A 26,581-nucleotide genomic window follows, 5' to 3' on the forward strand; every position below is an offset into this window, starting at 1 on the left:
CCATAGCGCGAGTGGAACCATGCACACCGACCTTTGGAATTACGCCCTGACCCTGTATGCCAGGCCCGGCGTGGAAGCCGCCTGCCTTGAACTGCAGGCACTGGGCGGTGATGTCTGCCTGCTGCTGTGCGCAACCTGGCTACAAGCACGCGGAGTAACCGTGCTGGGCGAACGCGCACAAGCACTGCAAGAACTCGCCGAGCCCTGGCAGCGTGACGTGGTTACCCCGCTACGCAGCCTGCGCCAGCAATGGCGAGCCACAGCATCGGGTGATACACAACTGGCGGCATTACGTGAACAGGTGAAAGGGTTGGAGTTGCGGGCTGAAAAAGCCTTGCTTGAGCGCTTGCAGGAACGCTCGCAACAGTGGCCCGTGGGCTCCCATGAGCCCGCGGACGACTGGTTGGCCCGGCTGGCACCGGACCAGGCTCTGCATCACGACGCGCTAGTTCAGTTGCGCGTCGCAGCGGCTGCGCTTCAGGACGCCGAAGGTGCCTGAGCAGGCGTGCTCACAGGTGCCGACGGTGCTGCTGCAGCCGGGCTCACCGAGTTGGTTGCGGCGGCCGGTGTAGCGGGTTTGGCCTCGGCAGGCTTAGCGGCCGTGCGTGCAGGTGCCTTGGCGGCAGCTGGTTTTGTGGCTGGCTTGGCAGCAGGGGCTTTGGCAGCTGGCTTGGCCGCAGGTTTGGCTGCTGCGGGCGCCTTGGCTGCTGGTTTAGCCGCAGGCTTCGCGGCAGCGGGCGCCTTGGCAGCCGGTTTGGCCGCAGGCTTCGCGGCAGCGGGCGCCTTGGCAGCCGGTTTGGCCGCAGGCTTGGCGGCAGCGGTCGCCTTGGCAGCCGGTTTGGCCGCAGGCTTCGCGGCAGCGGTCGCCTTGGCAGCCGGTTTAGCCGCAGGCTTCGCGGCAGCAGTCGCCTTGGCAGCCGGTTTGGCCGCAGGCTTCGCAGCAGCGGTCGACCTCGCAGCTGGTTTGGCCGCAGGCTTGGCGGCAGCGGCCGACCTCGCAGCTGGTTTGGCCGCAGGCTTGGCGGCAGCGGTCGACCTCGCAGCTGGTTTGGCCGCAGGCTTGGCGGCAGCCGACTTGGTGGGTTTCGCTGCACGCTGATCAAGTGCCTTGGCTGCAGCTTCGCGTACCTTGCCTACACCCTGGGCCAGCTTGAGGCTGTCCTGAGCATCGCGTTTGAGTTGCTGAATGTAAGAGCGGGTCTGGGTTTGACGTTCCTTGAGAGAATCGAGCAGTTCCTCAAGTTCACCGATGGCTTTTTGCGCCTTGGTCTGCGCCTTGGCTTTACCTGCCTTGGCCGCGTCTTGCAGTTTCAGGCGACCGTTGTGCAGTTTTTCCTGTGCCTTGCCACGCTGCTTTTCCAACTTCGCCAGCAGTTTTTCCGCATCAGCCAGCGCTTGCGAGCAGGCCTCTTCCAAGTGCTCGAGCAAGCTGCCCGAAAGTTGCTGGAGCAGGTGTAACGGCGTACTTACTGGCTTCTTTTTGGCCGACATGGTTTACCTCCTGGCTGACGAGATTGCGGCTCATACTATGCTTCTGCTGCTACCGCCGCTAGGGCATGTTGACCGTAATATTTACGCCGCGTTGCATGCCTGGGCAAAGTTGTTATCTTGCAGCTGCGTGAAAGTGTAGTTGCTGAATTAATCATTGCTGGTATTTGGGAGTCAGGCGTTGCCTCGATATCTTGTTTTAGGTTTATGCCTGATGGCACCCCTCGCCTTGGCCGAGAGCGAAGACCACGATTTGGCCTACAGCCTGGGTGCCAGCCTGGGTGAACGCCTGCGCCAGGAGATGCCGGGCTTGCAACTGGATGCGCTGGTCGAAGGCCTGAAGCAGTCCTATCAGGGGCAACCCCTCAAGCTCGACAAGGCACGCATGCAGGCGGTGCTCCAGCAGCATGAAACCCAGGAAAGTGACGCCGCCACGCAAAAGCTGCAGGCTGCCGAAACACGTTTCATGGCTAATGAGCGTGGGCGTTACGGGGTACACGAACTAACGGAAGGTGTGCTGTACAGTGAACTGCAGGCGGGCACGGGGGCTCAGCCGAAAGCAGGCGGCAAAGTGCAGGTACGCTATGTGGGCAGACTGCCGGATGGCTCGGTATTCGACCAAAACCAGACACCACAATGGTTCAACCTGGATTCGGTTATCGAAGGCTGGCAGGTCGCCTTGCCGAAAATGCACGTTGGCGCCAAATGGCGCCTGGTAATTCCTTCAGCGCAAGCCTATGGCGCCGAGGGGGCGGGAGATTTGATTGCACCCTACACCCCCTTGGTATTCGAGATCGAACTGCTGGCGGTTGGCGACTGACGCCAACCTCAGGCCTGCACTGCACCCTCTTCTTTGTGTGCGTTGTGCAGCACTTCGATCAGGCAGTCCTCAAGCTCGAAGCGCTCATGCAACAACCCGCCCAATTTGGCCAGCTTCTCGGCAAAGCGTTCGGTGTCCTTGCACTCCCCCTTGGCGCAATGGTCATTGAAGGCCAGTGCAATCTGAGTACTGTCGTTGATCCGAGGGTTGATCTCTTCGGCCAGCTTCAGCGCCTTCTCGTCTCCGAACGCCTTGGCCTCGCTGACCAGTTGCTCGCAGACTTCGAAGTGCCACGCCGAAACGTAGTCGACCAGAAGTGAGCAAAAGTCCCCGTTGGTGTCCTTGTCGGCGAAGGCTGGCTTCACATCGCGCAGGGCGCGAAAAGCCTGCACCAGTTCCTGGCGCTCCTCCAGCCAACGGTCGATCAGCTTGTGAACCCCACCCCAGCGTTCCTGGGCGTTCTGACAACTATCGAGCATGGCGATCTCTTCCCTTCTGGGTAGATGCCGCTGCACCTCGCACCACGACCGCGCAGCACAAAGGTGACATCAGCAGGACGGCATCGAGCAGTTGTTTTTCCGGTATGCGTGCTGGGAGATTATTCCCGCGCGTGCTGCCCTTCAAGGTACGCAGCACACAAAGTTCATACAAGTGTTTAATAACCTGTTACATCGCCATTGGTCGCGCTAATGGCTTAACCTTGCGCCAGGTCATGTTCTAGCCAGGGTGCGGAAACGATACGCCAGCAGGCAACTCAAGGGCAGAGCCGCCAGCAGCAGGAACGCCAACAGGCTCCATTCCGGCAGTGTCAGATCGAGAAAGCTCCAGGCAAGCGAACGGCAATCCGGGCCACCCAGCAACAGTTGCCGTGCCGCCTCACCCCAGGATTGCTCGAACACTCGCCCTATCGGCACCGGGCATACATCATTGCCCACCTCAACACCCTGCAACCAGACATGCCGTGCGGCCAGCAATGCGCCGGCCAGCGAGCAGCCCAGCGCCAGCCGAGCGTAACGAAGGATGCCCTGCGTGCCCGGCGCCTGCAGCACGGCTGCGAAACACAGCAGCGCGTAAACGCCAAGCAGCAACCGTTGGCTGAGGCACAGTGGGCACGGCCTCAGCCCCACTGTGTTTTCCAGACGAAAAGACGCAACCAGTACCGCCAGTGCAACCAGGCAGGCAGGAAGAAAAAAGGTGCGCAAACGGGCCGGCAGCATGGGCGGTGAAGGTCCCGGGGAAAAAGTAGTGGCTTGAAACGGTAGAGGAAAGACACGCTTTGTTTCAAGGCACGACAACAACGACAAGTCGCTGAATCGCGTAGGAAATTTCCAGATATGAGGTAGGAGACGACGGAAGAAACGGACTTCAGATCTAACTGACAGGAAAAGATAAATTACCTGCCCCCAAAGCCCGCACCTTGGCGCGGGCCTTGGGGTGGGTCAGGCGCGTACGCCTTCTGGCAAAGGCAGCGCCAGCAGGCGCTCGTCCAGAAGGCCAAGGCCCTCCTGGAATAGTTGGTTGCTGCGCTCGGTCTCGCCCAGCCCCGCAAGCAGGCGGGCCAGTTCAGCACAGGCCTCGGGGTTGCGCTCCATGCGCAGGCTGCTTTCCAGGTAGTCACGCGCCTTACCCCACAGGCGGTTCTGCAGGCTCAGACGACCCAGGGTCAGCAGCAGGCTTGCGTCTTGCGGGTGAGCCTTGAGCCAACCTTCAGCGGTTTGCAACTGACGTGCCGGGTCATCCCCACGCACCAGGCCATAAAGGCGGGCCAGATGGCTTTCGTAGTCGCGCTTGAGGGCAGTGCGCAGCACTTGTTCAGCCTCGTTCTGGGCACCTACCTGGCGCAATTGCTCGGCGTACGCCAGCACCAGTTGTGGCTCTTGGCGCTGGGCTGCGGTCAGTTGCTGCCAAGCGCGCTCCAAGGATTGACGTGCACTTTGCGTGTCTTCGCCACGGGTGGCGGCCAGGCTCAGGTTCTGGCCCCAGGCACGTTGTTCCAGAGCCGCCAGCTCGGCAGCCGGCAGCACCTTGCCCTTGCGCAGGTCGGGCAGCAGGCGGATCAGTGCAGACCAGTCGCCGCGCTCCAGGTGCAGGCGTTGCAGCAAGCGCAGCACCTGGCTGTTGTGCGGGTGACGTTCCTGCATGGCCAGCAGGGTTTCCAGGGCTCCATCGCTTTCACCGCGGTCCATCTGCAATTGGGCATGGGTCAGGGCAATGGCCAGCTCCGCTTGTGGCTGGCGCTCCAGGGCACGCTCCAGCAGGTTGTCGCTGTCTTCGGTGCGGCCCTGCTCGTTGGCCGCGCGCGCGGCACCAAGGTAGTACAACAACGGCTGGCGCTCAGCCTCGGCGGCACGGTGCAAGTGTCGCTGGGCACTGGCCCAGCGGCCTTCGGCGAGATCGAGCTGGCCCTGTTCGATCGCCAGGCGGATACGTCGGCTGCGGTTGCGCCGTGACCAAGGGTTGACCACACCACTGGAGGTCAGCACCAGGCCGACCAGATAGCGCAGCAACCACAGCAGCAGGACGACCGCCAAAATACCCGCCAAGGCTGCCCACAGCCCCGACTGATAACGGAAGCCACCATAGGAAATCAGTACATAGCCGCTGTGCTTGGCGACCGCGATGCCCAGTGCCGCAGCAACCACGATTGCAAGCACGGCCAACAGGTAGACACGCTTCATGGCTTGCCCCCTTCAGCCTCGGCCGGCAGGTGACGGCGCTGAATATAGGCCTGCACAGCCGCCAGGCTTTCACTGAGGTCAGGGGTAACCACCGACACCGGCTGATCGGCCAAGGCATTGAGGCTGTCGAGCATGGCCTTGCTTTGCGGGTTGTCTGCGTTGAAGTTGGCCAGCAGTACGCTGCGGGCGTCGTCCAGCGCCTGCGTGTAAACCTTGGCATCGCCATTGAGCGCCGCCCACTGGGCCTGCTCGATAGTGAGGCTCAAGGCCAGGCGCAGCTGGTTCAGTTGCTGCCCGGCCAGCAACGGACGCACGTTTTCATCGGCGTTGAAGTCGATCTGGAAGTACTTGGATATTTCTGCCCACCACTGCGACAGCCTGCTGGCACCATCACCGTCGGCGGTCAGGGCACCAAGCGCATCGGCGTTGCTGTCGAACTCGGGTGACTGGGCGCTCAGCTGCTGTACCAACTCACGCTGTGCAGCCAGTTTCAAGAACAGGCCGGTTCGGTCGGGTTGCTCAGTGCTGTTGAGCATGGCCAGGCTGCGTGCCAGTTGCTCGCGGGCAGCGAAGGCACCCGGGTCGCTCTGCTCGCGCAGGATCTCGTCGGCGCCTTCGACCAAGGCTTTGGCACTGGTGATGTCCTGCAACGCCGAAAGGCGCAGGGTAGCCAGGCGCAGGAGGTGCTCGGCTTCGGCCAGGCGCCACTCTTTGCGGCTTTCTCCCAGCACGGTTTCCAGGCGCTGACTGAGACGTTGCTGGTCGCCCTGTAGCTGGGCTACCAAACGCCGGCGGTCTTCCAGCTCGCTGGCAGCTGGCAGACTGGCCAGTTGCGCACTGATCTGCTGCTCACGTTGCTGCAGCGCCTCGGCGCGCTGGTTCAGCGCCTCGATGTGCTGGCCCTGGTTGAACTCACTGCCCTGCAGTTGCCGCACCTGCCAGACACCCCAGCCACCTACCGCCACCCCGGCCGCACCAAGCAGCAAGGCCAGCGCTGCCAGGCCACTGCCGGAGCGCTTGGCAGGTGGGGTGGTAACGGGTTCCGCAGGCGCCTGTGCCGACGGTTGATCGTTATTGGACAAGACAGTCTCGCTCACGTATCCATCCTTTGCATGGGGGCGCACCGCATTCAGCTTAGCGCCTTAAGAGGCAGGTGCAGCGCTACGCTGCACGGCTGCCAGCAAGGCCGTGGCACTGGCGCCACGGCAATCCACAACCTGTTGGGCCCCGGCGGCCTTGGCCTGCTCGGCAACCCGCGGGCTGGGCACGAACAGCGGCAACTGGGCCAGCCGCAGCCAATCGGCACCGGCCATCTGCTGCAAATGTTCAAAACCCTGCCCACTGCTGACCACCAGGCCATTGAGGCGTTCCGCTTCAATGCGGCGCATCAGCGTACCCGCCGGGTAGGCCGGCAGGCAGCGACGATACAGTTCCAGATATTCGACACTAGCACCTTGCTCTGCAAGACGCTCTGCCAGCAGTTCGCGACCTCCGACGCCGCGAACGATCAAGACACGCGGTGCCGGCTCGGTAAGTGCCTGGCGCAGGGCCGGCAGTGCCAGCAAGGCTTCGCTGTCATCGCCACGCGGCGGAAAGCTTACCTCCAGCCCTGCACCCTGCAGCACCCCAGCGGTTGCCTCACCCACGGTGAACCAGCCTCGCTGCGGAGGCTGGATGCTGGCCTGGGCCAGATGCTCTAGCAACAGCCGGGCGGCCGGCTTGCTGACCACAAGGATCGCCTGGAAGTCATGCAAGCCCTCCAGCGACAGTCGCTGTGGGGCCTGCACGGTAATAGGTTCAATTTCCAGCAGAGGCAGGCAACTGCTACCCACGCCCGCTGCCGCCAGGCTTTGCGCCAGCGCCGCACAGTCCTCGGCAGGCCGGGTCAGCAACAGGCGCCATTGGCTCACGGGTGACCGGCCTCGCCGTAGACTTCCTTGAGAATGGCCTCGGCGCCCTGCCCCAGCAGGTCTTCGGCCACCTGTACGCCCAAGGTCTCGGCAGCAGCACGCGGGGCACGGGCATCGGCCACCAGCAAGGTCCCGCCGCTAGGCTGGCCGACCAGGCCACGTAGCCACAACTGGTCACCTTCAAGTACCGCGTAGCAGGCGATCGGCACTTGGCAGCCACCATTCAGGCGTTTGTTCAGCGCGCGCTCGGCCATCACCCGGTCAGCGGTGTCGACATGGTGCAGTGGCGCCAGCAGTGCATGGATCTCAACGTCGGCACTGCGGCACTCGATGCCCACCGCGCCCTGACCACCTGCCGGCAGGCTGTCATCGACGCTGATGGTGGAGGTGATGCGGTCTTCGAAGCCCAGACGGATCAGGCCCGCTGCGGCGAGGATGATGGCGTCGTACTCGCCGGCATCCAGCTTCGCCAGGCGGGTATTGACGTTGCCGCGCAGAAAACGGATTTGCAGGTCCGGGCGGCGCGCCAGTAACTGGGCCTGACGGCGTAGGCTTGAGGTCCCGACGATACTGCCGGCGGGCAGCGCTTCAAGGCTGTCAAAGGTATTGGAAACAAAGGCATCACGCGGGTCTTCACGCTCGCAGATGCAGTACAGGCCCAGGCCCTCGGGGAAGTCCATGGGCACGTCTTTCATCGAGTGCACGGCGATGTCGGCTTCGTTGTCCAACAGCGCGGTTTCCAGTTCCTTGACGAACAGGCCCTTCCCGCCGATTTTTGCCAGCGGCGCGTCGAGCAACTTGTCACCACGGCTGACCATGGGTACGAGGGTCACCTTCAGACCGGTGTGGGCCTGCTCGAGGCGGGCCTTGACGTATTCGGCCTGCCACAGGGCCAAAGCACTTTTACGGGTGGCAATGCGGATTTCGCGAGTGGACATGAAACGCCCCGATCCAGAGAAATACCGCCGATGATAACAGCATCGCCGGTATCGCTTGCAGATACGGATCAACAGGTCATACGCAGCCAGGAGCAGGAGCGGCCCGGACCCGAGGGCCTCAGAGGGTCTGCATCATCTTGCGCACACCGGCCACATGGCGACGGCTGACTGTCAAGGCATCGCCGTCCAGGCCTTTCAGATACAGCTGAAAGTGCCCCAGCGGGGTGCGCTGCAAGCGTTCTATGCGCTCACGGGCGACCAACGCATTGCGGTGGATGCGCACGAAGCGTTCGCCAAATTCGTCCTCCAGGGCTTTGAGTGGCTCGTCAAGCAGCACCTCCCCGGCTTCGTGACGCAAGGTCACATACTTGTGATCGGCAATGAAATAGATCACCTGGGGTAAAGGGATCAGTTCGATGCCTTTACGCGTGCGGGCGCTTATATGGCTGCGAGGGCCGCCGCCTTCATTGGCTGGCCGGGTAAGCGCCGCCAATTGGGCACGGTTGGGTTTTTCGGCCTTGCGCAAGGCATCGCGCAAGGCCTGCGCCTGGAAGGGCTTGGTCACATGGCTGAGGGTACTGTCCTTGAATGCCTCTGCACCGTATTCATCATCCCCGGAGCAAAACACCACCGCGGGCGGCGCCTCCCGTTCGCACAGGCGAGCGGCGACCTGCAGGCCATCCAGGCCTGGCATGCCGATGTCCAGCAGGACCACATCGGGCTTGAGGCTTTCAATCAGCGCCAAGGCTTCATCGCCGTTGGTGGCGCTGGGCTCCAGCACGGTGTACCCCTCCAGTTCGCCGAGCAGCCGGCTGAGGCGTTCACGGCCTTGGGGTTCGTCATCAACGATCAGGACATTCATAATTGCGCTGGATTCCTGAATGAGTCTCGCACAGGTATAGCGTAGACAGGTGTGGTTCGAGCGACACTGCGGTCACGCTCTAGACCGGTGCGATGGCCAAAGATTCACTCGGCCCGGCAGATTCACTGCCAGTCCTTTGTCCAACTGTAGACGGTCCGTGGAACACTGCCGTTCATTCCTTGAAATCCTTCTCTGCGATTTTCCGGGCATTTCTCTCGACCGGCGCCCTGCGGCAGCCAGCCCAACCCTGCTATCATCGACGCCACTTTTTCGTTCACGCCTGCAATGAGTGAATCCATGAGCACCGACAAGACCAATCAGTCCTGGGGCGGCCGCTTCAGTGAGCCCGTCGACGCCTTCGTCGCCCGCTTCACCGCCTCGGTAGATTTCGACAAGCGCCTGTACCGTCACGACATCATGGGTTCGATTGCCCATGCCACCATGCTGGCGCAGGTCGGCGTGCTCAGTGATGACGAGCGCGACACCATCATCGATGGCCTGAAAACCATCCAGGGCGAGATTGAAGCCGGCAACTTCGACTGGCGTGTCGACCTCGAAGACGTGCACATGAACATCGAAGCACGCCTGACCGACCGCATCGGTATCACCGGCAAGAAGCTGCACACCGGCCGTAGCCGCAACGACCAGGTGGCCACCGACATCCGCCTTTGGCTGCGCGACGAAATCGACCTGATCCTGGGCGAAATCACCCGCCTGCAGCAGGGCCTGCTGGAGCAGGCAGAGCGTGAAGCCGAAACCATCATGCCTGGTTTCACCCACCTGCAGACGGCGCAGCCGGTCACCTTTGGTCACCACCTGCTGGCGTGGTTCGAAATGCTCAGCCGCGACTATGAGCGCCTGGTCGACTGCCGCAAGCGCACCAACCGCATGCCACTGGGCAGCGCCGCACTGGCCGGCACCACCTACCCGATCGACCGTGAACTGACCTGCAAGCTGCTGGGCTTTGAAGCCGTGGCCGGCAACTCGCTGGATGGCGTGTCGGACCGTGATTTCGCCATCGAATTCTGCGCCGCAGCCAGCGTGGCGATGATGCACCTTTCGCGCTTCTCCGAAGAGCTGGTGCTGTGGACCAGCGCGCAGTTCCAGTTCATCGACCTTCCGGACCGCTTCTGCACCGGCAGCTCGATCATGCCGCAGAAAAAGAACCCGGACGTGCCAGAGCTGGTACGCGGCAAGAGCGGCCGCGTGTTCGGCGCCCTGACCGGCCTGCTGACCCTGATGAAAGGCCAACCGCTGGCCTACAACAAGGACAACCAGGAAGACAAGGAACCGCTGTTCGACGCCGCCGACACCCTGCGCGACTCGCTGCGAGCCTTTGCTGACATGATCCCGGCAATCAAGCCCAAGCACGCCATCATGCGTGAAGCGGCCCTGCGCGGCTTCTCCACCGCTACCGACCTGGCCGACTACCTGGTTCGCCGTGGCCTGCCATTCCGTGACTGCCACGAGATCGTCGGCCACGCGGTGAAGTATGGTGTGGACACTGGCAAGGACCTGGCCGAGATGAGCCTGGACGAACTGCGCCAGTTCAGCGACCAGATCGAACAGGACGTGTTTGCCGTGCTGACTCTGGAAGGTTCGGTGAATGCCCGTAACCACATTGGTGGTACGGCGCCGGCGCAGGTGCGCGCTGCCGTTGTTCGTGGCAAGGCCCTGTTGGCGTCTCGCTAACCCCCCAAGGCGAGGGCTTCGCCCTCGTTCGCGGGCACGCCCGCTCCCACAGATATTGCACAAGTTTCAATAGCGGTGCAGACCTGTGGGAGCGGGCATGCCCGCGAAGGGCACAACACCAGACTCAGCGTTTACCGCTGCGGATCATCTCCATGAAGGCCGGCATCGACGCTTCCTTGTCCGCCAAGATCCGCGCCATGTGCGGGTTCTCGCCCATCAACTGCAGCAATGCCTTGGCCTGCGGGAAGTCCGCCAGGAAGTCGATGCTCAGCACCTTCTTGCCCACCGCGTTGGCCAGGTCGACCGAGAAGCAGAACATCAGGTCTGCCAGCGTCAGTTGCTCGCCCGCCACATAGGGTGCAAAGCGCCCGTTGCGCTTGAGCGTGGCAAACCCGGCCAGCAGGTCAGCACGCGCTTTCTCTTTGATCAGTGGTTCGACCGACATGCCAAAGAACGACTCGGCGTAGCAGGTACGCGCCGGCAGCTCGATGTACAGCTCGATTTCCTTGAGCAGTTCACGCACCTTGGCCTGCTCGAACGGGTCGACCGGCAGCAGTGCCTTGCCGCTTTGGGTCTGTTCGATGTAGTCGAGGATCACACTGGTTTCGCTGAGGAAGCCCTGCTCGGTCTGCAGCACCGGAACCTTGCCCCGCGGGCTCACTTCCAACGCCTGTGGCGCCTGGCCGCCATAGAAGGTGACTTCCTCGAAGGGCAGACCTTTTTCAAGTAGGGCCAACTTGACCATGTTGTAGTAGTTGCTGACCGAGAATCCATGAAGCTTGAGCATGAGGTAACAGCCTCCAGGCCGTAAGGGGTTGGCCTGGCTTTTATAGACTGAACGCCTGCCGCTGACCAGCGTCATGCACCGCGTCAATGCTCGGGCATTGCCGCCATAGGCATGGCACACTGTTGCATCCCATCCTAGGAGTACCGCCATGAGCGAGCCCACCGACATCGGCAATGACGACGACGAAGCCTTCGCCGAGGCCACGCTGACCCAAGCCATCGAAAACCAGATCGAGAGCGGCGAGCCGCCTGCGGCCAAGGCCACTTTCAACAAGCTGACGCTGGTCGGCTATGAGCGTGAAGACATTCTGAACCTGATGGCCCATGTGCTGGCCTTCGAAATCGACAACATGCTGGTAGAGGACCGTGCGTTCAACGGCGAGTGGTATGAGAACGCTCTGCGGGCACTGCCGGAGCTGCCGCCTGAGATGGATCAAGGCGACGACGAATAACCCGGCTACACTCGAAGATCAGGCACCGCTGACGGTGCCGCCATCCTTGTCTGGAAGTCAGGAGCTGCCATGCCTTTTACCCCCGATCTGATCGACGAACTGGAAGTACTCGCGCTGTTCAAACACGACAGCAGCCAGGAAGGCATCAAGATAACCAGCACCGCATCCCCCGCCCTGATCGCGGCGGCACAACGCCTGCATGAGAAGGGGCTGACCGATCAACCGGATGGCGGCTACCTGACCAGTCTGGGTCATGACGCCGTTGAAAGTGTCCAACTGCTGCAGAACATTCTCAAGGCGCCACAGCCGGCCTGAGCATCAGGCTTGCGCAAGATCTGAGGCCTTGCGCGGTCCCTGTGGGACCGCGCACGCTCCACTCAGTTGGCCGCAGCACTGCGCCTTTCCGCCAGCCACGAGCGGCCGTAGAGGAGCACGATGGCCAGCAACGCCACCGCCTGCGCCGACAGCGAGTAGGCATCGGCATGAATCCCCAGCCAATCGAACTCGAAGAACGCCACCGGCCGTGTGCCCAGCACGCCGGCCTCTTGCAGCGCCTTCACGCCATGCCCGGCGAATACTACCGACAGCGCGCACAGCAGCGCGGCGTTGATGCTGAAGAACAGCGAAAGCGGCAGCTTGGCCGAACCCCGCAAAATCACCCAGGCAAGGCCCACCAGCAGCATCAGTGCCGTCGCACCACCCGCCAGCACCGCTTGATGCCCGGCAGGGCCTGCCTGCAGCCACAGGGTCTCGTAGAACAGGATTACTTCGAACAATTCGCGGTATACCGAGAAAAAGGCCAGCACAGCAAAACCGAAGCGCCCGCCGCCGCTGACCAGGCTGCTCTTGATGTAGTCCTTCCAGGCGGCAGCGTGGCGGCGATCATGCATCCACACGCCAAGCCACAGCACCATTACCGCGGCGAACAGCGCCGTGCAGCCTTCCAGCAGCTCGCGCTGAGCGCCCCCCACATCGATCACATAGGCCGCCAGCGCCCAGGTGGCGAAGCCGGCAACCAGCGCCAGGCCCCAGCCGATGTTTACGCTGCGCACTGCCGACTGCTGCCCGGTATTGCGCAGGAAGGCCAGGATCGCCGCCAGCACCAGAATCGCCTCGAGGCCTTCACGCAGCAGGATCAGCAAACCGGAGATATAGCTCAGCGTCCAGCTCAGGCCATCGCTGCCCAGCAGCTTGGCCGCCTGCTCGAGCTTGGTTTTGGCGTCGGCCAGACGCTGTTCGGCCTGGGCCACGGGCAAGCCGTCCTGCAAGGACTGGCGGTAGGCCATCAACGTTTTTTCGGTGTCCTTGCGCGCCTGGGTGTCGATGTTGTCCAGCGAACTTTCCACCAGCTCGAAACCTTCCAGGTAGGCCGCCACCGACAGGTCGTAGGCCTGATCGTGGTCGCCTGCGCGGTAGGCCGCCAGGCTCTTGTCCAGTGTGCTGGCCGTGTATTCGAGCAATTGCGCCGGGCCGCGCTTTACTTGCGGCGGTTGGGCACGCTGGGCACGGAATGCCTCGACGGCCGCAGTGCCTTCGTTGGCGGCGACTTCGGCCGGCGTCTGGCGAGACAGGTCGGCGAGGTTCCAGGTCTTGTCACCCTTGCCCGCTTCCGGCTTGGCGGTGAAGCTGGCGATGTACGCGGCCACGTCCCAGCGCTGGCGGTCGTCCAGTTGGTCGGCAAACGACGGCATTTCGGTGCCGTCGATACCCAGGGCCAGGGTGTTGTAGAGGTCGAACAGGCTCAACTGGTCCAGGCGCGAAACATCGCGCAGGTTGGCGGGTGCAGGCTCCAGGCCCACGCCAGCCGGGCCATCGCCGGCGCCGGTTTCGCCGTGGCAAATCGAGCAGTTTTGCGCGTACAGCGCAGCACCGCGGGCTGGGTCCGGGGTAATCACCGGTGCCTGGCTGACCTCGTAGGCCACAGCCAGTCGCGCACCCAGCTGCCGGGCCTGTTTGGCGACTGCGGCGCCCTCCTGGCGTTGGTCGATGGCTTGGCGTAGCGCTTGAACACCTTGCTCCAGACCATTTTGCTCAGCATTTGCCGGCAGGCCTTTGAGCAGATCGGCCAATACCGCGCTGAACTCCTGTTGTTCGCGATACTCGCCATCGTCGATCACCTTGCCGTCTTGTACGGTCGGCGGGTAGTCGGCACCGATGTAATCGAGCAAATGCAAGGCCTTGGTGGCCTCGGCGGGGGCTTCTGCCAGCGCCAGGTTACTGCACAGCGCCAGCACCGGGCCAAGCAACACAGCCGGTAGCCAGGCAAGTAGACGGAAACGGGAATTCATGGCCAGTCTCGGAGGGAATGCGAAAGAGAACATTGTTCACTTACATTTTGCTTCGCTCAAGGCCGCAGGGCGGATTTCATGAAAAATCTTGCTGCAAATTAGGTGAAGCGGGAGGGTTGGCCGAGCGCTTTGCCTTTGGATCGCAGGCAAGCTGCTCCCACAGGTATTGCAGCGCCCTCAAAACCTGTTCTGATCATGTGGGAGCTGGCTTACCAGCGATGGGCCGCACAACGGGCTCAGGTTCTTAAAGGCTATTGACGCACCTTGTTCACCACTTGCTCCATATCATCGATCAGCGCCTTGACCATCTCGCTTAGTATCCGCGCGGCACTATCAGCAATTTTGGCCATCTCCCATTTCAGATTCGACGGGCAGATAACCAGTACAGCCGAGCAGCATACTTGGCTGCTGGCAGAACAGATCGGAGATGATGACTGTGCTCACACACTTCCTAATTTAAGGACTCAATAAATGACCAATATGCCCTACTGTTCGCCAAGGAAATTTCCCTAATATTATTTGAGTCACCGCTCACCCTGAAGATCTCATAAAGCTCGTGGGCCTGCCCCGGATGAAATCCCTGAGCTTGAGCTTTGGAGGACCAAGCATCGTATAGGTCTGCGCCTATCACGGGACGCGCTACATTCTCAGGAAGTATCGCGAAAGCTTGCTGCTTGGTATGAAACTGCGTCTCGCCATGAACTCCTCCACGGGGACTATAACGGACATGAATTCCTCGATAACCCGCTGCCGTACCGCTGAAATTTCGAGGTTTTGACTTGAAAATTCGTCCAAGGTCCTTTGCGGCACTGGACATCTGTTCTTGAGGCAAAATCACCATATTTCGAACAATGTCGCCTAGCTCTCTGGGATGCTGAACGCCGAGCCTCTGCACATTATCGATGACTCTTAAACGATTCTGTTTAAATGACGTAGATATTAAGGAACCACCATAATTTTTCGCAATTCCGGCTGCCTGGCTATCAATGAACTGCTTAGAGGTAGGCGCATAACGATACGTTACAGTGAGCTGCGCGCTAATCCGCCAACGATGAATTTTTTGTGTCATGGCGGCTGAAAAAAAATAGCCGCTTCGGTCGACTCGATTAACCGGATCGCCGGCACAGTAAGCATAGATATTCAAACCACCTAGTGAAAATGGACTATATGGATCCGGGCTCAAAAAGCGCATGAGGGTGGAGGAAAATGAACGGGCGCCTCTACCGAGAACGTAGAAGCCTGAGAGATCACTTCGATACTCTCCATTGAACCCAAGCACACAGTTCAAAGCACCTGGCCCCGGATACCCATAAGGCGAGTAATTCACATGGCTTTTCACCCCTGTATCCTCCATCTACATAAGTTCAGACTCCACATCTTGCTCAAACACAGGGGTATCCGCCACTAGCAATATTGATAGTATTAATTAAGTCCCAGTGATTACCTGTCCGTCTCCTTCCACCCACCACCCAACGCCAGAAACACCCCAATCTGCCCCATTGCCACTTGGCTGTTCGCCGCCGCCAACTGAGCACGCATATCGGTATAGGTCCGCGTGGCCTGCAAATCCGCCAGGAACGACTCACGCCCCGCCTGGTAATACCGGTGCGTCTGATCCGCCGCTTCTTTCGCCGACTTCTCCGCCTCGGCCAGCGCATCGCGCCGATCGAGCAAGGCGCTGTATTGCGCCAGGCGGGTCTGGGTCTCGCGGATGGCGTTCAGCACAACCCCATCGAAGTTCGCCAGGGCCGCCTGGGTCGAGGCCTCGGCCATGCGAATGCGGGCACGGGTGCCGTTGGTGGGGATGGTCCAGCTGATCTGCGGGCCAAAACCCCAGCGGTTGGTCGAAGGCTCGCCAAGGTTCTCCAGGATACCGATGGTGCCAACCTGGGCGCCAATGCTGATGTCCGGGTACAAAGCGCCAGTGGCTACGCCAATATAGGCGGTGGCGGCAGCCAGCTGGCGTTCGGCCTGGCGCACGTCGGGGCGGCGCTTGAGCAGGGCCGCGCCATCGCCCACCGGGACCAGCTGGTTCAGGTGCGGCAGCTCGGCGCAATCGGCGGTACCGGCAGGCAACTGGTCGACCGGCTTGGCCAGCAGCGCGGCCAGGGTGTACATGCCCGTCTCGCGTTCGGCCTTGAAGCGTGGCAGTTCGGCACGCAAGGATTTGAACTGGGTCTGCGAGCGGGTGACCTGGGTTTCATCGCCACGCCCAGCATCGCGCAGGCGCTGGTTGAGTTTCACGCTTTGCTCCTGCAAATCGAGGGACTCACGGGCAATGTGGTATTCCTCGTTGGCCGAGCACACCTGGGTATAAGCCTTGACCACGTCCGCCACAAGCGTGATGCGGGCAGTGTCGGCAGCGGCCTGCACTGCGTCGGCATTTGCCTTGGCAGCCTCGGTACCACGCTTGAAGGTGCCCCACAGGTCGAACTGGTACGAGGCACTGATGATGGCCTCACCGATGTTGGCTACCGGCACCTTCTCAGGCTGCAGGAAGGCTTCGCCCGACTCTTGCAACCGCTGAGCGCCGAGTTTGACGCCACCGTTGAAGCCGCCTTGCGATTCAGCCACCTCCACCTGGGCGCGAGCTTTGGCGATGTTGGCCGCCGCCACGCGCAGTTCGGTGTTGGCACTCAGCGCCTGACGCACCAGCTCGTTCAGCCGCTGATCCTGATACAGCTGCCACCAGTCCTCGGGGACCGGCGCCGACACGACGCTGTCGGCATCCTGGCGCAGCGGGCCGTTCAGGTCATTGCGTTGCACGGCCGCATCCCCAGGCACCTCATAGTCGGGGCCCACCATCATGCAGGCCCCCAGCGACAGGCACAGGCCAGCCAGGATCAGCTGTTTCATGGGCGCTGGCCCTCGATGATCGACACCGTGGCAGTGCGCCCGGCGATCATGCGGAAGTCTTGCGGCACTTCGTCAAAGGCGATGCGCACCGGAATGCGCTGGGCCAGGCGTACCCAACTGAACGCCGGGTTGACGTTGGGCAGCAGGTTGGCGCCACTGCTACGGTCGCGGTCTTCGATGCCAGCGGCAAAGCTCTGCACATGGCCGCGCAGGCGGGTATTGTCGCCCATCACACGGATGTCCACGGCATCGCCGATGTGTATACCGCCAAGCTTGGTTTCCTCGAAGTAGCCATCGACATGGTACGAGGCGCTATCGACCACCGACAGCACCGGGCGGCCGGCGGTGACGAACTCGTGGTTACGCGGCGCGCGGTCGTTGAGGTAGCCGTCTACCGGGCTGCGCACCACCGAGCGGTCAAGGTTGAGCTGGGCAGTATCGACAGCCACTTGCGCCTCGCTGACAGCCGAACGGGCACGGGCCTCGCGGGACTGGCTTTCTTCCAGTTGCTCGGCGGCCACCAGGTTGCCCAGCTTGCGGTTGCGCTGCGCTTCGCGGGAAGCCTGGGCGAGGGTCTCCTGGCGCTCGCCCAGGGTTGCCTTGGCTTGACGCAAGGCCAGGGTGAAGCGGTCCTGGTCGATGGTGAACAGCACGTCGCCGCGTTTGACGGTCTGGTTGTCACGCACCTCGACCTTCTGGATCAATCCCGACACATCGGGGGCGATCTGGATCACGTCGGCGCGTATGTGGCCGTCACGGGTCCAGGGGGCAAACATGTAGTAGACCACCATCTGCCACACGAGCACGGCGGCGAAGGTCACTACCAGCAAGGTCAGGACCACACGGCCCAAGGTCAGCATCGGTTTTTTCATGGCAGCATCAGGTTTCGGCAAAAGTGGTCCACCGCACCAAGCAGCACGGCATACAGAGCAACATTGAACAATGCCCGGTGCCAGACCAGGCGGTAGAAATGCAGGCGCACCAACACCGCGTGCACCCCAAGGAACAGCAGGTAGGTGCCAAACATCATCACCAGCAGCGTGGGCAGGAACACCCCGCTGATATCCAGTTCACCAATCACAGGGGTGCTCCGTCGAGGCCGGGGTGCAGTTGCGGTTGTTCAGCTGGCTCGAGCATCACCTCCACACCCGGCAACAGCGCCAGGCGCAGGCCGCTCAGGGCATGCAGCAGGTGGGTGCGGGCATCGCCGCGCTCGTACAGCTCATCCAGATTAAGCGCCAGGCGAGCGCGTTCCATGTTGCGTAACAGTGCGGCCGGAGCATGCAGGCGTTCGCCAGCACGCAGGCAAGCGGCGTAATGCGCGCCGACTTCCTCGACCACAGTGTTCAGGCGCTCGCGAGCCTGCTGGCCGGCGCGCGGCATGTACGCCAGCAGGTCGAGCAGGTTCAACCCCACGCGCAGGTCGCGCAGTGCCACACCACTGTCCTGGCCGGTTTGCGACAGACGTGGCAGGTGCTGCATCAGGCGGTCGAGCATCTGTACGCCAACCTGGCGGTGCTCGGCCAAGGTCGCAGGCTCGGTCATTTCAACGATGTCGCGCCAGGCGAAGCGGGTCATGCGCTTGGCCGCCAGCTCCACGCCGAACGGGCGCATCACCAGGGTCCAGATAAAGGCGAACAGGAGGCCCGCGGGGCCGGCAAGGTTGGAGTTGAGGAAGGTGAAGAAGTCGGCGTCGTAGGCGCCCTGGATGCTGATGAAGGTCGACGTGTTGACGATGGTCAGCAAGGTGCCCAGGTAGAAGCGCGGCTGTACGGTCAGGGTGCCTATGCAGATGAACGGTACGGCAAAGGCCAGCACCAGCATCGGGAAGTCGTGCAGGTTAGGCAGTACCAAAAACAGGTACAGACTGGAGAAGATGACCGACATCAGCGTCCAGAAAAAGAACCGGTAGATCTGCGGTGCAGGGTCGTCCATGGCGGCGAAGAAGCTACACGCAACTGCCGCGAGGATGACCGCACTGGCGCCGTGGTTCCAGCCCAGGCCGATCCACAGGCCGCAGGCGACCACGATCGCCAGGACCGTGGAGGCTACCGAGTACAGCATCAGGCCACGGTCGAAAAACGCTGTCAGGCGGCCCAGCCGCCAGTGGCGATACACCGCACGCCAAGGCTTGGCATCATCGGTACGCAGGGCGTGCTGCAGGGTGCAGCAGTCCTGCCACAGGTCGGCCCACTCGGTCAGGCGGTACAGGGCGTTGGACAACAGCAGCTCGGCGCGCTGGTCGAGGGCGGCTGTAGCGGGTTGCAGGCGGCCGATCTGCTCGTGCAACGTTGCCCAATGCGCTACCGAAGCGCTGTCGGCGGTGCCTTTGAGCCATTCTCGAGCGGCTTCAAGCACGGGTTGAACCTGGGCAAACTGGGCCGGGGCGCGGCCTTCCAGGGCTACCAGTGCATCGTCGAGGGCGTCGATCACCGGCAGCAGATGGATCATCCGCCCGCGCAATTCGCGGGCGTTCTTCAGGGTATGCGGGCCGGCACCTTCGTGGGCGAGCTGACCGATCATCAGCTCCAGCGAGTTAAAGGTGGTGACCATCACCCCGCGCATCCCGCCGACCTTGTCGGCACTGACATCGCGGGCCAGGTAGGTGTTGCTGTAGCGAATCGCCTCGGTGAACCAGTTTCCGGTGGCACCGACTACCACCGGCGCCAGCCGGCGTGGCCAGAAGATAGCCCCGACGACTGCCGCGCAGACAATTCCCAAACAGATTTCCTGCGCGCGAGAAGAGGCCACATCGAACACTGCCAGCGGATTATCCACCACGGCCAGGGCAATCATCGGCAGGGTATAACCGGCCAGCATCAGCACGTAGTTGTTGGCCGTGCGCAGGTTCAGCGAAAGGAACAGCAAGGTGCCGGTCCACAGGGCGATGGCGATGCTCAACAACAAGGGTGACTGTACCAGCGGCGGCACCAGGAAGATCGCCCCGCCGGCGCCGAGCAACGTGCCCATGGCACGGTACAACGCCTTGGAGCTGGTCGGGCCGACGAACGGGCTGGAAACGATGTACACCGTAGCCATGGCCCAATAGGGGCGCGGCAGTTGCATGAGCAGAGCAATGTACAGGGCAATCATGGACGCGCCGAAGGTGCGCACACCGTAGAACCAGTCACGGGCCGGAGGGACAGAGCTGAAGAAACCGTTCATGCCACCCCGCCTGCGTTGCCCAGGCCGGCAGCCTCGAAGGCACGAAGCACACGCAAGGCAGCTTCCAGGTCGGCCTGATCGACACCGCCGAGCACATCGCGGCGCAAGCGCACCAGTTCGGCTTCGATGGCTTCGGCCAGGGCACGGCCTTCGGCCGTCAGGCTCAGTGCCTTGGCGCGGCGATCCAGTGGGTCCTCGCTGCGGCACACCAGGCCAGCTTTGCACAGTTGGTCAAGCAGGCGTACCAGCGACGGGCTTTCCAGGCCGGCGGCCTGGGCCACAGCCACCTGGTGCACGCCGTCGCCCAGGCGCACGATCATCAGCAGCGGCGCAGCGCAGGCCTCGGAAATGCCGTAGCCGGTCAAGGCGGTATGACAGATGCGCCGCCAGTGGCGGGCAGCAACCACCATGCCACTGCTGACTTGCAGGCGCAGGAGATCAAGGGACATGAAGAGAACCAAATATATTCATAGTTTGCTAACTATCAATATACGCCCCAACATCCCCCTGTCGTCAACAGGGGGCGACGGATAGCCGGGGGTTAAATGTTGTTCATTTTTCAGCCAGTGGTGACGCGCTTCGCGGGTAAGCCCGCACACAGGGGCTGCACCGGGTTCGGGATCTACGCAATCCCTGTGCAGCACTGGAGAGAAATACTCAGGGCTGGATCTGGTCTTCCAGCTTCATGGTCAAGGCCAATGTACTGCCCATCTGCACCGCCCGGTCCCGCCACTCCTGATACCGCACCGCATCACGGCTGCTGAAGTGCACCGCCAGCTCCTCTGCCGCCTGCACCACCCCCGCCGCTGCTGCCAGCTCAAGCCAGTACAGCGCTGCCTTGAGGTTGGCCTCTACGTGCAGCCCATGCATCAACCGGTAGCCCACTTCAAAACGACAACGCGCCTCGCCCTGTTCGGCACCACGCATGAACCACTGGTAGGCCTGCACCAGGTCAACCTGCCACTCCAGGTCACCGTCGCACACCTCCTCCTCATACAGGTCACCCAGTGCAGCGGCCGCATGCAGCATGCCGCGGTCGAAGGCCTGCCGGTAACACTCCGCCGCCTGCACATAGGAAGGGTCGATGCCTTTGCCGAAGTAGTGCTGCTGGCCAAGGTTGAACCAGGCAGCAGCATTGCCCTGCAGGGCTGCCATGCGCAACAGGTGCCCGGCCAGCACGGTATCGGCCCGCCAGTACTTGCCGTTGAGCCAGATCCAGCCGAGGTCGTTCAATGCGGACACACTACCTTGCAATGCCTGGCGGCGCAGGTCGACATACACCGCCTGCAGGTCGTTGGCCTCATCCAGGCGGTTGACCAGCAGCGACCGCTGGCTGGGCAAGCCCACACCGGAGAACAGCCGCTGTCGCCTTCCTGCAGGGGCCGGAGGGGCGATGACCCGCTCGGGCAGAAGGCGGGCAAGTAGCGAATGGATATTGCTGGCAACAGACATGTTCATCCTCATTGAACGACGCACAACCCCAACCTTCGGCTGTGATGAGGCGTGATTCTGCGTGATGTCACGTCAAAACCTGTCGCGAACGAACCGGCACGAGGCAACCAAATGCGACTTCCTTGATCTGAGCAGGCTGTGGCCAATTGCCATGCCCCTCGCATGCCGCCATCCTATTGCGGCAAGCCTAGACAAGGACGTTATCTTTTGCCGTTCGCCACCACTCGCGCCACCCTTAGCCGACAGTGGGCGCTGCTGCGCCAGTTGCCCAGCCGTTCCCCAGGCATAACCAGCGCCGAGCTGGTCTGGCGCCTGCGTGACGTAGGTTTCACGGTCAGCAAACGCACTGTCGAGCGTGACCTCAATGAGCTTTCGCTGATATTCCCGCTGGAGCGCAATGACAAGAGCATTCCGTTCGGTTGGCACTGGTCGGCCAGTGCCGTGGGCGAATTACGCGGTAACTTCGACTTGCTGACACATCTGCGAGGGGATGCGTTGCAACCCTCGCAGGGTGAGGGCGTGGAGCTGGTTGCTCGAATTAGCGATGCACTGGCGCGGCAGTTGCGGGATGCGCCGTTGAGCAGCGACATGCAGCTGACGGCACTGGAGCATGGGCATCGGTTACGCGGCACGGTAAGTGACGGCTGGCCATTACGCTGGTGGCTGTTAAGCCATGGGGACGGGGTGGTAGTAGAGCAGCCTGCCGGCTTGCGGGAAGAGATTGGCAAGATTCTGAGCAATGCGGCAGCTCAATACCAGAATTTTTAGCCTGTACCGGCCTCTTCGCTGGCACCGAACACCAGCCCGACGGCGACTGTCGCGGTGACCAGCCCACTGTCAGATCAGCCCACCCTGCTCTTCTTCGTCAATCAGGTTATTGAGGCTGCTGAGCGCCTTGCGCGCCGTGGAACGGTTGAGCAGCTTGGCCTGCGCGCCGGCGGGCAGGTCGGTGATCTTGAACACGCCCTTGGCGGTCAGCACGTCAATCAGGTCCTCAAGCACGCGGATCATGTCCAGATCGCTTTGCTTGAGCTGGTTGAGGCTGTTTTCCACAACATCATCGGCAAACCATTCCTGGATATCGGCATGGTCTGAAGGGAGTATTTCGGTGAACTGATCAAACGCGGCTGCTTCCACCCGCAGCAACTGGCCGGCGGCGTTGCGTTGCACGTAGAACATGGCGATGTCCCTCGTCACGTTGGTTCCTTGTTGGTAGACAGCAGCATAGGCAAAGATCGCCGGGCGCGCAGGCCCGGCGCCAGAGTATGCGCTGTTGGCGAGTGGCAGGAAAGAGCCGGGGCCGCTATGCGGCCCCGGTGGTCTATCAGCTGTCCTTGTTGTGGATGATGATGGTCGGGTCGGCACCGCTGATCAACGAGTTGATCGTCTGGTTGGACCAGTTAACCCCTTCCAGCTTGATGGTCACGTCGGCGTTGGCGATACCACCTTCGGCGTTGAGCTTGCCTTCGCTGCTGACTTGCAAGGTGGTCGTACCCTCCACCGTGGTGAGCTTCAGGTAGTTATCGATGGTGCTGCCCTTCTCGCCCTGGAGCAGGTCCTTCAGGTCGATACGGTCACCCTCGGCCTTGTTGAAGTCCTTGATCACGTCGTTACCAAGGTCGCCAGCCTTCCAAACGAATGTGTCGGCACCGCTGCCACCGATCAGGATATCGTCGCCATGGCCACCGATCAGGGTGTCATTGCCAGTACCGCCCAACAGGATGTCGTTACCTCTGCCACCATCTAGCGTGTCGTTACCACCTTGGCCGAAGAGGATGTCATTGCCATTGCCGCCCGACAGGATGTCGTTGCCGTCTTTGGCACCGGAGATATCGAACTCGGTGTAGTGCTCGGTGATGTACTGGTGAACATTGCTGGTAGTGACAGCGCTGACTTCAACACCACTCTTCTCTGCAACGTACGTCTGCAGGGCCTGGTAGCCCTCGCTGACCACACCGTTGAGGGTGATCAGGTCACCGAAGATGATGTCGTTGCCGTTACCGCCATCGATGGTATCGGCACCTGGTACCGTTGCTTCGGAGTGACCGAGAATCGCCTTGGCCAAATCGGACGGGTCGATATTGGTCTGTGGCTTGCCGGCACTGTCGTAAGGTTTCAAATCAGAAAGACTGATGTCGTCGTTCAGGCCAATAGCGTATACCTTGCTTAGGCCTTGTACGGTCGTACTTCCACCCAGCAACACAAAACTATCAGTCGTATTAGCTGCCGAATCGTTCCAGTTCGAGGAGTTCCCCCTACCGGTACCACCCAGACTGGAGAATTCATACGTGCCGTCCCCTTGAGCATGGATGGTCCCCACAGTGTCGGTGGAAGTAACAACGAAGTTACCCCACCAGTTGTAGCCATACGTCGACACTTTGACAACACCAGCGCTGCTGATTTCAACCTTGTGAGTCGAGTCAGCCCATTCACTGAACGTGCTACCAACTTTGTAGTTGTTGACATTGACTACTTCATCGAGCGTCTTGCCTCCCGCCCACAAGCGCTTGTCAGTAACTTCATTGCGCTGATAATACGTCGGCTTGCCGTCGGTAATGAAGTACGTCAGGTTTTCCGCACCGGTGTTACTGGTAGCTATTGTGCTCTTGAAGAAGTTAGCAGTGGTCTTGAAGGCGTCTTCATAGTTCGTTCCCCCACCATCTTCCCCGCCTTGCATCGATTTCAAGACAGCTTGCAGTTGGCTCAAGGAGTTCGGATCGGCAAGGTTAACAGCCACGTTCTTATTGACCTGCGAGTCAAAATCGACCAGGAAAACGTTGACCGTTCCTGATGTATCGGACCCCAAGCTTGCTTTAAGTGTGGAGAAGACCGAAGCCAGCTGCGCCTTGGCAGCTGCGATCGACTCATCGCTCATACTGCCCGAGCTATCGACGATAAAGGCGATGTTGTAGTTCTTGCCTGCTACCACGTTCAGGCCAGACACATCGGCGACAATGATGTCGTTGCCTTCGCTCCCTGTCAGCGTGTCGTTACCCGAGGTACCCACACTGGCCTTGTAGGTCGCGGCATACACCGTCACCGGGATATTGCCGGTGGTGATGGCCGAGCCGCCCAGGCTTTCGGTGGCAGTCGAGGTAACCGTGATGTCGAACGAGCCTTTGTAATAGGCCGGCGGGGTCAGCGTCAGGCTGCTGAGTTTCCAGCCTGTCACATCGACCGGGGCAGTACCAACCGTGACCGTGTGGCCTGCACCATCGCTCAACACGGTACCTTTCGGGATACCGCTGAGTGTCACGTTCAGGCTTTCGGAGCCGTCGGTGTCGGTCAGGGCGGTGGAAATACCGACCAGTTTCACCGAGCCACCCTCTGGCCCTTCGTTGAGCTTGTAGCCGTCGTAGTAGCTCTGACCGTTCACGGTGTGCAGGTCAGACACGCCCAGGCCGGCATTGGCCATCTCGGTAACGTTCTGGTACATCTTGACGTTCGAGCTGCTCAGGCCGGTAACGGCACCGGAGCCTACCTGGATGTTCAGGTCATAGCTGCCTGGGCCGGACTGGTTGGCATGGTAGACCTCGATCGGGTAGTAGCCGCTGGTATTCGGGGTAAAGGTACCCGACACCCCGCCACCGGCTCCCCAGGTGGCCGTGACTACAGTCTTGCCACCGATGGTGACCACGAAGCTGTCGTCGGCCGAACCACTGAAGGTATAGACCTTGCCGGCTTCCAGGTAGATCAGGCCAGACGTTTTTGAACCGGTGCCAGCGGTGACGCTGCCATCGGACTGCACATTGGTAGTGGTGCTGCTGGCGTTGGCACTGCCGGAGTTGGCAAAGACCGCCTTCAGATTCTCGCCGGTAATGCCGTTGCCGCCAGTACCCAGGCCGTTGAGGCTTGTCCAGACTTCCTTGGTCAGCCCTTTGGACTCGATATCGGCGTTGCCGAAGCTCAGGGTCGGTTTGTCGGCAACCGGGCTGATATCGACCTTCATGGTCACTTCGCTGCCCAGGTTGGTGTCATCGTTTGGCTTGAACTTGAACTGGGCGTAGTCGGCCTTCTGGTTACCCACGCCATTACCACCGTAGTTGTCCGCACCCGACTGGTTCAGGGCCGGGACGAACTTCAGGTGCTGGGCAGTGATATCTGCCTGGCTGACCACCTGGCCAGCGGCCACATTCACCCATGCAGTACCGTTGAAGAACTGCAGGTTGCCGGCGACCGGGAGCGAGGTGATGGTCACGGACAGGTTAGTGTTGCCATCGGCATCGGTGACTTTGAAATCACTCCAGGCAAACACGTAATCGGTGTCCTCCACGCCAAACACCGCGCCACCAGGCGAAACCGGCAGGTGATCATTGTCGAGAATGGTGGTCGTCACGCTCGATTTGCTGCTATCGACCTGCAGGTTCTCGAAGTTACCACCCGTGGCGGTTTCAATCTTCACGACGAAGTTTTCGGTACCTTCGACCAGCTTGTCGTCGATGGTAGCGATATTGAAGGTCGTGCCTGTGCTGTTGGCCGGAATCTTCACGGTCGCAACACCGGTGAAGTCGTCACCGTTTTTGGCGGTACCGCTGTAGCTAAGGGTGATAGTGACTTCGGACTTGGACGCGTTGCTCAGGGTCAGCGTGTACTGGCCGGTTTCACCTTCGGTCAGAGAAGACGTGCCGGTAATACCGACGGTGGTGACGTCACCCTGATTGCCGGTGCCCGGAGTTCCCGTACCTGGTTCGTCGGTCACGGCGGTGCTGACCGGGGTCTTGTCCAGCGTCAGTTGCTCGAACTTGCCGACATCCGCGCCTTCAACGGTTGCGATCGATTTGATCACAGGGTCGTTGGTACCGACGTAGACGTTGTCCGGAGCAGTCACGGTCGCAGTGCCCACGGTACCGTTGGCCGGCACGGTGATGACGGTGGTGCCGTCGCTCAGCGTGAAGGTCAAGGCACTGTGATTGTTGATCGGCAGACCGTCTTGGTTGGTCAGGGTGATGGTGTAGGTGATCTCGCCACCTTCGGTGACCGAAGGGGTCGCGGTCAGCTTGGCCACCACTTCGTCAGTGGTGTCGGTGACATCCACCTTCGCAGCACCGCCCAACTCGAGGTTTTCGAAGGTGCGACCGTCGACATCCACAGCGGAGGTGATGCCCAGGCTGATCTGGCCAGCATCGTTGTAGACGTCATCGCCTTGTGCGTCGTGAGTGTACGGCGCGGTGGTATCACCAGCCTTGATGGTGAC

General features: G+C 61.4%; 25 protein-coding genes. 6 read left to right on the plus strand and 19 right to left on the minus strand.

Going from position 1 to position 26,581, the window contains the following annotated elements; translation table 11 throughout:
* Positions 1-19: 19 nt before the first annotated feature.
* A complete protein-coding gene (locus tag ACF8EA_RS20045) occupies positions 20-499 on the plus strand; it encodes a TIGR02444 family protein (RefSeq protein WP_103470275.1) in 480 nt (159 codons plus the stop codon).
* On the opposite strand, the gene ACF8EA_RS20050 is transcribed toward ACF8EA_RS20045, so the two are convergent.
* Positions 478-1,491 carry an AlgP family protein gene (locus ACF8EA_RS20050; RefSeq protein WP_392523057.1) on the minus strand — a complete coding sequence of 338 codons (1,014 nt, stop codon included), beginning with the start codon at positions 1,489-1,491 and terminating at the stop codon, positions 478-480. The two genes, ACF8EA_RS20045 and ACF8EA_RS20050, sit on opposite strands and share 22 nt — an antisense overlap.
* A 178-nt stretch (positions 1,492-1,669) precedes the next feature.
* Between ACF8EA_RS20050 and ACF8EA_RS20055 the strand changes: the two genes are divergently transcribed.
* Positions 1,670-2,308 carry an FKBP-type peptidyl-prolyl cis-trans isomerase gene (locus ACF8EA_RS20055; protein ID WP_392523059.1) on the plus strand — a complete coding sequence of 213 codons (639 nt, stop codon included), beginning with the start codon at positions 1,670-1,672 and terminating at the stop codon, positions 2,306-2,308.
* Positions 2,309-2,316: 8 nt separating this feature from the next.
* Here ACF8EA_RS20055 and ACF8EA_RS20060 read toward each other — a convergent pair whose 3' ends face one another.
* From ACF8EA_RS20060 to ACF8EA_RS20090, 7 genes are all read right to left on the minus strand, one after another.
* Complete coding sequence (locus ACF8EA_RS20060) at positions 2,317-2,787, minus strand: Rsd/AlgQ family anti-sigma factor (protein ID WP_021782559.1); 471 nt, start codon at positions 2,785-2,787, stop codon at positions 2,317-2,319.
* 231 nt (positions 2,788-3,018) lie between these two features.
* On the minus strand, positions 3,019-3,525 hold the full coding sequence (locus tag ACF8EA_RS20065) for a disulfide bond formation protein B (RefSeq protein ID WP_021782558.1): 507 nt from the start codon (positions 3,523-3,525) through the stop codon (positions 3,019-3,021).
* Positions 3,526-3,747: 222 nt separating this feature from the next.
* Entirely contained in the window at positions 3,748-4,986 is a 1,239-nt protein-coding gene (locus ACF8EA_RS20070; protein WP_021782557.1) for a heme biosynthesis protein HemY, read from the minus strand.
* Positions 4,983-6,083, minus strand: coding sequence for a uroporphyrinogen-III C-methyltransferase (locus tag ACF8EA_RS20075; RefSeq protein WP_392523061.1), 1,101 nt, complete (start codon positions 6,081-6,083; stop codon positions 4,983-4,985). The genes ACF8EA_RS20070 and ACF8EA_RS20075 overlap by 4 nt, the downstream gene beginning before the upstream one ends.
* A 45-nt stretch (positions 6,084-6,128) precedes the next feature.
* A complete protein-coding gene (locus ACF8EA_RS20080; RefSeq protein ID WP_021782555.1) occupies positions 6,129-6,896 on the minus strand; it encodes a uroporphyrinogen-III synthase in 768 nt (255 codons plus the stop codon).
* Complete coding sequence (gene hemC, locus ACF8EA_RS20085; protein WP_021782554.1) at positions 6,893-7,834, minus strand: hydroxymethylbilane synthase; 942 nt, start codon at positions 7,832-7,834, stop codon at positions 6,893-6,895. Before hemC ends, ACF8EA_RS20080 begins: the two co-directional genes overlap by 4 nt.
* A gap of 118 nt (positions 7,835-7,952) precedes the next feature.
* On the minus strand, positions 7,953-8,696 hold the full coding sequence (locus tag ACF8EA_RS20090) for a LytTR family DNA-binding domain-containing protein (RefSeq protein ID WP_021782553.1): 744 nt from the start codon (positions 8,694-8,696) through the stop codon (positions 7,953-7,955).
* 297 nt (positions 8,697-8,993) lie between these two features.
* On the opposite strand from ACF8EA_RS20090, the gene argH reads away from it, so the two are divergent.
* On the plus strand, positions 8,994-10,388 hold the full coding sequence (argH, locus tag ACF8EA_RS20095) for an argininosuccinate lyase (protein ID WP_021782552.1): 1,395 nt from the start codon (positions 8,994-8,996) through the stop codon (positions 10,386-10,388).
* Between the two features lie 124 nt (positions 10,389-10,512).
* Here argH and ACF8EA_RS20100 read toward each other — a convergent pair whose 3' ends face one another.
* The gene (locus ACF8EA_RS20100; protein WP_392523063.1) at positions 10,513-11,175 is read right to left on the minus strand and encodes a glutathione S-transferase; all 663 of its coding nucleotides are present in this window, start codon (positions 11,173-11,175) and stop codon (positions 10,513-10,515) included.
* Positions 11,176-11,323: 148 nt separating this feature from the next.
* On the opposite strand from ACF8EA_RS20100, the gene ACF8EA_RS20105 reads away from it, so the two are divergent.
* Positions 11,324-11,626, plus strand: coding sequence for a hypothetical protein (locus tag ACF8EA_RS20105; RefSeq protein ID WP_021782550.1), 303 nt, complete (start codon positions 11,324-11,326; stop codon positions 11,624-11,626).
* 69 nt (positions 11,627-11,695) lie between these two features.
* Positions 11,696-11,941, plus strand: coding sequence for a TIGR02647 family protein (locus ACF8EA_RS20110; protein WP_021782549.1), 246 nt, complete (start codon positions 11,696-11,698; stop codon positions 11,939-11,941).
* A gap of 62 nt (positions 11,942-12,003) precedes the next feature.
* Here the strand turns inward: ACF8EA_RS20110 and ACF8EA_RS20115 are convergent, their stop codons facing one another.
* The 8 genes from ACF8EA_RS20115 to ACF8EA_RS20150 form a co-directional block, all read right to left on the minus strand.
* On the minus strand, positions 12,004-13,947 hold the full coding sequence (locus ACF8EA_RS20115) for an FTR1 family protein (RefSeq protein WP_392523065.1): 1,944 nt from the start codon (positions 13,945-13,947) through the stop codon (positions 12,004-12,006).
* Positions 13,948-14,365: 418 nt separating this feature from the next.
* Positions 14,366-15,253, minus strand: a complete 888-nt coding sequence (locus ACF8EA_RS20120; protein ID WP_392523067.1) for an RHS repeat-associated core domain-containing protein — start codon at positions 15,251-15,253, stop codon at positions 14,366-14,368.
* 101 nt (positions 15,254-15,354) lie between these two features.
* Positions 15,355-16,770 (minus strand): efflux transporter outer membrane subunit, encoded by a 1,416-nt coding sequence (locus ACF8EA_RS20125; RefSeq protein ID WP_392523069.1) that lies wholly within the window; start codon positions 16,768-16,770, stop codon positions 15,355-15,357.
* On the minus strand, positions 16,767-17,642 hold the full coding sequence (locus tag ACF8EA_RS20130; protein WP_003255903.1) for an HlyD family secretion protein: 876 nt from the start codon (positions 17,640-17,642) through the stop codon (positions 16,767-16,769). Before ACF8EA_RS20130 ends, ACF8EA_RS20125 begins: the two co-directional genes overlap by 4 nt.
* Positions 17,639-17,851 (minus strand): DUF1656 domain-containing protein, encoded by a 213-nt coding sequence (locus tag ACF8EA_RS20135; protein ID WP_003255905.1) that lies wholly within the window; start codon positions 17,849-17,851, stop codon positions 17,639-17,641. The genes ACF8EA_RS20130 and ACF8EA_RS20135 overlap by 4 nt, the downstream gene beginning before the upstream one ends.
* A complete protein-coding gene (locus ACF8EA_RS20140) occupies positions 17,848-19,935 on the minus strand; it encodes an FUSC family protein (protein ID WP_392523071.1) in 2,088 nt (695 codons plus the stop codon). Before ACF8EA_RS20140 ends, ACF8EA_RS20135 begins: the two co-directional genes overlap by 4 nt.
* A complete protein-coding gene (locus ACF8EA_RS20145) occupies positions 19,932-20,384 on the minus strand; it encodes a MarR family winged helix-turn-helix transcriptional regulator (protein WP_021782544.1) in 453 nt (150 codons plus the stop codon). Before ACF8EA_RS20145 ends, ACF8EA_RS20140 begins: the two co-directional genes overlap by 4 nt.
* A 208-nt stretch (positions 20,385-20,592) precedes the next feature.
* The gene (locus ACF8EA_RS20150) at positions 20,593-21,387 is read right to left on the minus strand and encodes a tetratricopeptide repeat protein (protein WP_017147865.1); all 795 of its coding nucleotides are present in this window, start codon (positions 21,385-21,387) and stop codon (positions 20,593-20,595) included.
* Between the two features lie 207 nt (positions 21,388-21,594).
* Here ACF8EA_RS20150 and ACF8EA_RS20155 point away from each other — a divergent pair, with 207 nt between their 5' ends.
* The gene (locus ACF8EA_RS20155; RefSeq protein WP_021782543.1) at positions 21,595-22,155 is read left to right on the plus strand and encodes a WYL domain-containing protein; all 561 of its coding nucleotides are present in this window, start codon (positions 21,595-21,597) and stop codon (positions 22,153-22,155) included.
* A 69-nt stretch (positions 22,156-22,224) separates the two neighbouring features.
* Here the strand turns inward: ACF8EA_RS20155 and ACF8EA_RS20160 are convergent, their stop codons facing one another.
* Together ACF8EA_RS20160 and ACF8EA_RS20165 are read right to left on the minus strand one after the other, a co-directional pair.
* Positions 22,225-22,566, minus strand: coding sequence for a hypothetical protein (locus tag ACF8EA_RS20160; RefSeq protein ID WP_021782542.1), 342 nt, complete (start codon positions 22,564-22,566; stop codon positions 22,225-22,227).
* Between the two features lie 145 nt (positions 22,567-22,711).
* Positions 22,712-26,581, minus strand: a 3,870-nt coding sequence (locus ACF8EA_RS20165) for an immunoglobulin-like domain-containing protein (protein WP_392523073.1), incomplete at its 5' end; no start/stop codon positions are given.

This window comes from Pseudomonas sp. YQ_5, from assembly GCF_043103305.1.
GTDB classification, from domain to species: Bacteria; Pseudomonadota; Gammaproteobacteria; order Pseudomonadales; family Pseudomonadaceae; genus Aquipseudomonas; species Aquipseudomonas putida_Y.

Coding starts and splice junctions, on each gene's coding strand:
- ACF8EA_RS20045 (WP_103470275.1), top strand. CDS start 20: ATGCACACCGACCTTTGGAATTACGCCCTGACCCTGTATGCCAGGCCC.
- ACF8EA_RS20140 (WP_392523071.1), bottom strand. CDS start 19,935: ATGAACGGTTTCTTCAGCTCTGTCCCTCCGGCCCGTGACTGGTTCTAC.
- argH (WP_021782552.1), top strand. CDS start 8,994: ATGAGCACCGACAAGACCAATCAGTCCTGGGGCGGCCGCTTCAGTGAG.
- ACF8EA_RS20150 (WP_017147865.1), bottom strand. CDS start 21,387: ATGTCTGTTGCCAGCAATATCCATTCGCTACTTGCCCGCCTTCTGCCC.
- ACF8EA_RS20090 (WP_021782553.1), bottom strand. CDS start 8,696: ATGAATGTCCTGATCGTTGATGACGAACCCCAAGGCCGTGAACGCCTC.
- ACF8EA_RS20115 (WP_392523065.1), bottom strand. CDS start 13,947: ATGTTCTCTTTCGCATTCCCTCCGAGACTGGCCATGAATTCCCGTTTC.
- ACF8EA_RS20100 (WP_392523063.1), bottom strand. CDS start 11,175: ATGCTCAAGCTTCATGGATTCTCGGTCAGCAACTACTACAACATGGTC.
- ACF8EA_RS20130 (WP_003255903.1), bottom strand. CDS start 17,642: ATGAAAAAACCGATGCTGACCTTGGGCCGTGTGGTCCTGACCTTGCTG.
- ACF8EA_RS20050 (WP_392523057.1), bottom strand. CDS start 1,491: ATGTCGGCCAAAAAGAAGCCAGTAAGTACGCCGTTACACCTGCTCCAG.
- ACF8EA_RS20065 (WP_021782558.1), bottom strand. CDS start 3,525: ATGCTGCCGGCCCGTTTGCGCACCTTTTTTCTTCCTGCCTGCCTGGTT.
- ACF8EA_RS20070 (WP_021782557.1), bottom strand. CDS start 4,986: ATGAAGCGTGTCTACCTGTTGGCCGTGCTTGCAATCGTGGTTGCTGCG.
- ACF8EA_RS20145 (WP_021782544.1), bottom strand. CDS start 20,384: ATGTCCCTTGATCTCCTGCGCCTGCAAGTCAGCAGTGGCATGGTGGTT.
- ACF8EA_RS20110 (WP_021782549.1), top strand. CDS start 11,696: ATGCCTTTTACCCCCGATCTGATCGACGAACTGGAAGTACTCGCGCTG.
- hemC (WP_021782554.1), bottom strand. CDS start 7,834: ATGTCCACTCGCGAAATCCGCATTGCCACCCGTAAAAGTGCTTTGGCC.
- ACF8EA_RS20105 (WP_021782550.1), top strand. CDS start 11,324: ATGAGCGAGCCCACCGACATCGGCAATGACGACGACGAAGCCTTCGCC.
- ACF8EA_RS20125 (WP_392523069.1), bottom strand. CDS start 16,770: ATGAAACAGCTGATCCTGGCTGGCCTGTGCCTGTCGCTGGGGGCCTGC.
- ACF8EA_RS20060 (WP_021782559.1), bottom strand. CDS start 2,787: ATGCTCGATAGTTGTCAGAACGCCCAGGAACGCTGGGGTGGGGTTCAC.
- ACF8EA_RS20160 (WP_021782542.1), bottom strand. CDS start 22,566: ATGTTCTACGTGCAACGCAACGCCGCCGGCCAGTTGCTGCGGGTGGAA.